Here is a 6,865-nt window from a genome sequence, read left to right on the forward strand (position 1 = left end):
GCCTTTCTGGAGGCATGCGCCATGCAACGCCGCGCGTTTCTGAAGCAGACCGCCCTGGGCGCCGCCGCCGGCAGCGCCGTGCTGGCCGTTCCCGCCATTGCGCAGGAAGCGCCCAACCTCACCTGGCGGCTGGCTTCGGATTTTTCGGCCGATGCGGTGACGCTGTTTGCGGGGGCCGCCGACGTCGCGCGTTATGTGGCCGAGGTCACGGACGGGCGCTTCAACATCGAGGTCTTTCCGGCCGGCCAGTTGTTCCAGCAGGGCCAGGCACTGGAAGCCGTGCAGCACCGCATCGTCGAATGCGGCCATGCGTCATCGGCCCGGTACTTTGCCACCGATCCCGCGCTTTGCTTTGATGGAGGCGTCCCATTTGGTTTGAACACGCGCCAGATGAACGCATGGGTGCGGAAAGGCGAGGGTCTGACGCTGACGCGCGAGGCCTTCGCCAAGTTCGGCATCCTGAACTTTCCCTGCGGCTATACCGGCGCGCAGATGGGCGGGTGGTTCCGCGGCGAGATCAAGACCGTTGATGACCTGCGCGGCCTGAAGGTAGCGGCCGATGGCTTTGCCGCCCACATCCTGTCGCGACTTGGCGCGACGCCGGTCGACCTACCCGCGAGCGATGTGCATGCCGCGCTGGCGCAAGGCGTGGTGGACGGGGCGGCGACAATCGGCCCGTTCGACGATGAGCGGTTCGCGTTGTTCGAAGTCGCGCGCAATTATTACTTTCCGGGCTGGTGGGCCGGCACGCAGCAGTTGTCGCTGTATGTCAATCAAGACGCGTATGGCGAGCTGCCCAAGGCCTATCAGACCGCGCTGTCCCTGGCCTGCGCCGCCGCGTGCAACGACATGATTGCCGCGTTCGATGCCAACAATCCCGATGCACTGCGCCGGCTGGTGTCGCAGGGTGCGCAATTGAAGGCGTATCCGCGGCCGGTGCTGCAAGCTGCGCACGAAGCCACGGTGGCGGCCTGCAATGAATTAAGCGCGAAAGACGCGACGTTCAAGAAGCTCTACGACAGCATGCTGGCTTTCCGCGGCAAGCAGGTCCCGTGGTTCCGCATGGCCGAGGGCAGCTTCGACAACATGGTGGCGACGCTGGGCGCACCCGGGGCGTAGGGGCCGGATATACTGGCCTATCCAGTCGCCGCGGGGCGACACATCCAGAAAATGCCATGCGTACACGCATAAAGATCTGCGGGCTGACCCGCGAAGAAGACATTGAAGCCGCCGTTTCGGCAGGCGCCGACGCGATCGGTTTCGTCTTCTATCCCAAGAGCAAGCGCTGTCTCACGCCTGTTCGCGCCGCGCAGTTGCGCCGCGGGGTGCCGGCGTTTGTCGACGTCGTCGCGCTCTTCGTGAATGCGCAAGAGGAAGAGGTGCGCACGGTGCTGGGCGAAGTCGGGCCCGACCTGCTGCAATTCCACGGCGACGAAACGCCGCTGGAATGCGCGCGCTACGGGCATCGCCACCTGCGGGCCTTCCGTGCCGGCGCGCCCGGCCTGGAGACGGCGGAAAACCTGGCAGCCACTTGCCGCGCATACGGCCAGGCCGCGGGATGGTTGTTCGACAGCTACAGCGCCGGTTATGGCGGCAGCGGACACGGTTTCGACTACGCGTTGCTGGATGACGTGCGGGCCGATCCCATGTCCCGTCCGTTGATTCTGTCCGGCGGCTTGAATGCAGAAAACGTCGGCGCGGCCATCGAATCCGTGCGGCCTTGGGCGATTGATGTGAGTAGTGGCGTCGAAGTCGAGCAAGGAATAAAAAGTTCTGATAGAATCTCGTTCTTCGTTGCTGCGGCACATGACGCAGACACGAAACTGAAGGAAAAGAAGTAGTGCTTTAAAGCGCTTTAGAGCATGTTGCGAAAGGGCAGTTTGGCAAGGCCGCAAGGTAAATGCCGCAAAACCCGAAACGCAATAAAAACTGCAAAAAATCTTCCAAGACGATTTGCACAGTTTAAAAAAGCACTATATAATTCTTCTTCTTTGCAGGCGGTTAGCTCAGCTGGTTAGAGCGCCACGTTGACATCGTGGAGGTCGTTGGTTCGATTCCAATACCGCCTACCAAATTCCTGCAAAGGTGTGTTCGATAGAGCTAGTCGAACGCAGACCTGAAAAGCCGCGACAGTCTTACGACTTCGCGGCTTTTTGCTTTTCCGCGTGCGACGGTGCTTTTAGCAAATCAAGCGCGCGGCGCGATCGTCGGATCGGTTCGCAACATCGCTGCATGGGTTCGCACCATCGCCGCATCAGTATCGCAACGCTGTTGCCTTGGTATCGCAATAGCGTCGCATCAATACCCACGCAGGTATATTCCTGCTTTCCCAATTCAAAGCCCGCCCATGCACTGCACGTTGAAGGCGTTCGTTCTGGCTCAGTTGCTGTGGCTGCCCGGCTGCGCAATCAAGGCGCCGTCGCCGGCGCAAACGGCTAGCGACGAGGCGCCGATGTATGCGGGCGCAGATCGCCGCGCGGCCGCAGCGTTGCGCGCGGGCGATGAACAACAGGTTGCACAGGCCGCGAAAGCGTTTGCATCGCCATCGGCGGCGGCGCAGGCGCGGGTCGAAGAGGGCTATCGTCTTTTTCGCGAAGACCAGCCCGGCCAAGCCATGCGGCGCTTCAATCAGGCCTGGCTGCTCAATCCCGACAACGCCGAGGTATACGCGGGTTTCGCGGTCATTCTGGAAAGCCAGCGCAAAGTCTGCCAGGCGATGAGCATGATGGACCGCGCGATCAGTTTGAATCCGCCCGCGTTTCGCGGCATTTATGCGGACGCGGGCCGGATCGCGGCGCGTTGTGCGGCAGAAGACAAGACGCTGCCGCCCGAGGCGCGCATCGCGGCCACGACGCGTTCGGACGAGTGGTACCGCAAGGGCGAGACCGTCGAGCCGGACAAGGGTTATCTGTATGCGTCATGGGCCACTGCCTACTACTGGCGCGGCCAATATGGCGAGGCGTGGGCCATGGTTCACCGGTCGCGTGACGCCGGCGGCAGCCCTGATGCGGAATTCGTCAGGATGCTGCGCGCCCGCATGCCGGAGCCCGCCGCATCCTGAGCCGGTCGATGCTGGGGGCGTCGAAGATAATGCGGGCAGGCCAGACGTTGCGGGCACGGCAGACGATCCGGGCGGAGCAGGCAATGGACGCGGCACAAAGCAGCCGGTTCCCCTCCCGCCCATTTGCGATATCCTGCACACCATCATGATGAGAGCACTTTGGTTATGCCTGGGCTGCCTGATGCTGGCGCTGGGCGTCATCGGCGCCTTTCTGCCGGTGATGCCGACGACGATCTTCCTGATCCTGGCCGTGGGCTGCTTTTCGCGCTCGTCGCCCCGGCTCGAGAAATGGCTGCTGGACAGTCCGACATACGGTCCATCGCTGCGCGCCTGGCGTGAACAGGGCGCGGTATCGCGCAAGGGCAAAACGTACGCCAGCCTGGGCATGGCAGCGGGCTATGTGTTGTTCTACTGGAGCGCCAATCCCTCGCCGTTGCTGGCCATCGGCGTGGGCATCTTCTTTCTGGCCAGCGCGGCCTACGTGCTCAGCCGGCCCGGCCCGCGTGCCGATAGCCAGGCCACTGACCCCGCAGCCGAACCGCTCACCGAACCGACTGCCGAACCGCTCACCGAATCGACCACCGAATTGCCCTCCGACGCAACGACAGAATCCGCCTCGGACCCGGCCGACACGCCTGCTCGCAAATAGCCCGCACGGCCCGCATACCTCAATGCGAATGCCGCGGATCCCCGCGCGTCTCCACCACCTTCAAATACAGCGTCGCCGCTTCCAGGCACCCACCCGTGGACAGTTGTCCCACGGTTTGCCGGTAGAGCTCCTGCCAGGGCGTCTGCGACGGCGGCGCTTCGTACGCCGGTTCCTGGCGGCGCCGTTCCAGTTCTGATTCATCCACCTGCAAGATGACCGACCGCTGGTTCAGGTCCACGCGGATCCGGTCGCCGGTGCGCAGAAGCGCCAACCCGCCGCCCACCGCAGCTTCCGGCGACATGTTCAGGATGGACGGGCTGGCCGACGTGCCGCTCTGGCGGCCGTCGCCCATGCAGGGCAGCGAGTCAATGCCGCGCTTGATCAGATGCGACGGCGGCGCCATGTTCACGACTTCCGCGCTGCCGGGGTATCCCACGGTGCCCGCGCCGCGGATCACCAGAATGCAATGTTCGTCGATGTTCAGGGCCGGGTCTTCGATGCGGGCGTGATAGTCCTCGGGGCCTTCGAACACGATGGCGCGGGCGTCGAAGGCGTTTTCCGAACCGGGCTCCGACAGGTACGCGCGGCGAAATGCCTCGCCCACGACCGACATCTTGATGATGGCGCTGTCAAAGAAGTTGCCGGACAGCACGATGAAGCCGGCGCGGTGCTTGAGCGGCGTGTCGCAGCTTCGGATGACGTCGGTGTTATGGGTCTTGGACGCCGCGGCGATGTCGCCGATGGACTTGCCCGACACGGTCCCGCAGTCGGGATGCAGGCGGCCCGCAGCCAGCAGCTCGTGCAGCACGGCCGGCACGCCGCCCGCGCGGTGAAAGCCTTCGCCCAGGTGCTCGCCGGCCGGCACGCAGTTGACCAGCAGCGGCACGTCTTCGCCCAGCCGCTGCCAATCGTCCAGGCTCAGGTCGACGCCCATGTGGCGCGCAATCGCGATCAGATGCGGCGGGCAGTTGCTGGACGCGCCCAGTGCCGAGGCAACGACGATGGCGTTTTCGAACGCCTGCCGCGTCATGATGTGCGAAGGCCGCAGGTCCTCGCGCACCATGTCGCAGATGCGCATGCCGGTGGCATAGGCCATCTGGCCGCGTTCGCGATACGGCGCGGGAATGCTGGCACAGGTGGGCAGCGACATGCCCAGCGCTTCGGCCAGCGAGTTCATGGACAGGGCGGTGCCCATGGTATTGCAGTGGCCGATCGACGGCGACGATGCCGTGGCCAGCGTCATGAAGCCTTCGTAGTCCAGCTTGCCTGCGGCCATCAGGTTGCGCGCGTGCCAGATGACGGTGCCCGACCCCACGCGCTGCCCCTCATGCCAGCCATCCAGCATGGGTCCGCCGGACAGCACGATGGCCGGAATGTCCACGGTGGCCGCGGCCATCAGGCACGCGGGCGTGGTCTTGTCGCATCCGGTGGTCAGCACCACGCCGTCCAGCGGATAGCCGTGCAGGATTTCAACCAAACCCAGATACGCCAGATTGCGGTCCAGCGCCGCGGTGGGCCGCCGGCCCTGTTCGGCCAGCGGATGCACCGGGAATTCCATGGGGATGCCGCCGGCGTCCCGGATGCCCGCCTTGATGCGTTCGGCCAGCGCCAGATGATGGCGATTGCAGGGCGCCAGGTCGCTGCCCGTCTGCGCGATGCCGATGATCGGCCGCCCCGACTGCAGTTCCTGGCGCGTCAGGCCGTAGTTGAGATAGCGCTCGACGTAGATCGCCGTCATGTCGGCGTGCGAAGGATCGTCGAACCATTTCTGGCTGCGCAGTCGGCGGGGTGTCTGGGACATGGCTGTCTCGCTTCGGTTGCTTACTGGCCCGGACCAAAAGCGGATCCGGGCCACCATTGGCGCTAGTTGCGCGCCTTCTGGATTTCGTCGTTCAGCTGCTTGACCAGTTCCGGGCCGAGCTCTTGCGTGTACTTGTCGACCACGGGCTGCACCTTCTGGCGCATGCGGGCCACTTCTTCCGGCGTGACGGTGTTGATCTTCATGCCGTTCTTTTCAAGCGTGCCCATGGCCTTGGTGGAATCGGCGCGGCTGTCCTGCCTTTCGAAGTCGCGCGACGACGCGGCGGCCTGGCGGATCAGCTTCTGCTCGTCGGGCGACAGCGTGTCCCACCACTTCTTGGACGCCAGCACCACCCACGGCGTGTAGACGTGGCGCGTGATGGTCAGGTAGGGCTGCACCTCGTAGAACTTGCTGCTCTGGATCGTGGTGATGGGATTTTCCTGGCCGTCTACCGTGCGCGTTTCCAGCGCGGTGAACAGTTCCGAGAACGGCATCGGCACCGCGTTGGCGCCCAGCGTGTTGAACACACCCAGCGCGATCTGGTTCTGCATGACGCGCAGCTTGATGCCCTGCAGGTCCTCGGCGCGCGTGATCGGCCGCTTGGAATTGGTCATGTTGCGAAAGCCGTTTTCCCAATAGACCAGGCCGACCAGACCTTTGGCTTCCAGTTTTTTCAGCAGATCCTGCCCGAGCGGGCCGTCCAGCACCGCGTCGGCCTCTTTTTCGCTGTTGAACAGGAAAGGCAGGTCGAACACGCCGAATTCCTTGACCATACCCGCCAGCGGCGCGGTGGATCCCACCATCATTTCCTGCGCGCCGCCCACCAGCGCGCTCTGCATCTGCTCGTCCGAGCCCAGGTTGGCCGAGCCGAAGGTCCGCATCTTCAGCTTGCCGCCGCTGACCTTTTCCAGTTCCTGCGCCAGATGGCGGGCCGCGCGGCCCTGCACGCTTTCCTCGTTCAGCCCGTAGCCGAAGCGGATGAGGCGCGGCTTGACGTCCGCGGCCGCGGCCACCCCGGCGACGGTGCAGGACAGCACCGTCGCCAGGACAAGAATGCGGGTCTTGAATTGCTTGATCATGGTGTTTCTCCTCGGGGGTTTTCAAGTGCCGCTAGTGCATCCAGCGTGCGGGTACGGTGATCAGTTCGGGGAAGATCACCAGCAGGACCAGCAGCAGTGTGTAGGCCACGACGTAGCGCCACACCCCTCTGCAGATGGTTTCCATATTGATGCGGGCCACGCCGCAAACCACGTTGAGCACCGTGCCCGCACGCTGGATGCACTAGCGGCACTTGAAAACCCCCGAGGAGAAACACCATGATCAAGCAATTCAAGACCCGCATTCTTGTCCTGGC

At 64.0% G+C, this 6,865-nt stretch carries 6 protein-coding genes, 1 tRNA gene and 1 pseudogene; 5 read left to right on the forward strand and 3 right to left on the reverse strand.

Features of this window, described 5'->3' with window-relative positions; genetic code table 11:
- Window positions 1–21: 21 nt before the first annotated feature.
- The 5 genes and pseudogenes from MHZ91_RS27410 to MHZ91_RS27430 form a co-directional block, all read left to right on the forward strand.
- Window positions 22–1,119 carry a TRAP transporter substrate-binding protein gene (locus MHZ91_RS27410; RefSeq protein WP_239216510.1) on the forward strand — a complete coding sequence of 366 codons (1,098 nt, stop codon included), beginning with the start codon at window positions 22–24 and terminating at the stop codon, window positions 1,117–1,119.
- A 56-nt stretch (window positions 1,120–1,175) separates the two neighbouring features.
- Window positions 1,176–1,841: a phosphoribosylanthranilate isomerase gene (locus tag MHZ91_RS27415; RefSeq protein WP_239216511.1), complete on the forward strand. Its 666-nt coding sequence runs from the start codon at window positions 1,176–1,178 to the stop codon at window positions 1,839–1,841.
- A 154-nt stretch (window positions 1,842–1,995) separates the two neighbouring features.
- A tRNA-Val gene (locus tag MHZ91_RS27420) sits at window positions 1,996–2,072 on the forward strand.
- A gap of 275 nt (window positions 2,073–2,347) precedes the next feature.
- Window positions 2,348–3,061, forward strand: a complete 714-nt coding sequence (locus MHZ91_RS27425; protein ID WP_175138585.1) for a tetratricopeptide repeat protein — start codon at window positions 2,348–2,350, stop codon at window positions 3,059–3,061.
- Between the two features lie 145 nt (window positions 3,062–3,206).
- A pseudogene (locus MHZ91_RS27430) lies at window positions 3,207–3,569 on the forward strand (YbaN family protein); the annotation flags it as partial.
- A 160-nt stretch (window positions 3,570–3,729) separates the two neighbouring features.
- Here the strand turns inward: MHZ91_RS27430 and MHZ91_RS27435 are convergent.
- The 3 genes from MHZ91_RS27435 to MHZ91_RS28310 all read right to left on the reverse strand — a co-directional run bounded on the left by MHZ91_RS27435 (window position 3,730) and on the right by MHZ91_RS28310 (window position 6,750).
- Window positions 3,730–5,511, reverse strand: a complete 1,782-nt coding sequence (locus tag MHZ91_RS27435) for an IlvD/Edd family dehydratase (protein ID WP_218343329.1) — start codon at window positions 5,509–5,511, stop codon at window positions 3,730–3,732.
- Between the two features lie 62 nt (window positions 5,512–5,573).
- Window positions 5,574–6,590, reverse strand: a complete 1,017-nt coding sequence (locus MHZ91_RS27440; RefSeq protein ID WP_175124000.1) for a TRAP transporter substrate-binding protein — start codon at window positions 6,588–6,590, stop codon at window positions 5,574–5,576.
- A 31-nt stretch (window positions 6,591–6,621) separates the two neighbouring features.
- Window positions 6,622–6,750, reverse strand: coding sequence for a hypothetical protein (locus tag MHZ91_RS28310; RefSeq protein ID WP_255810872.1), 129 nt, complete (start codon window positions 6,748–6,750; stop codon window positions 6,622–6,624).
- Window positions 6,751–6,865: the final 115 nt, after the last annotated feature.

It is taken from the genome of Achromobacter sp. ACRQX (genome assembly GCF_022346505.1).
Classification (GTDB): domain Bacteria; phylum Pseudomonadota; class Gammaproteobacteria; order Burkholderiales; family Burkholderiaceae_B; genus Achromobacter; species Achromobacter animicus.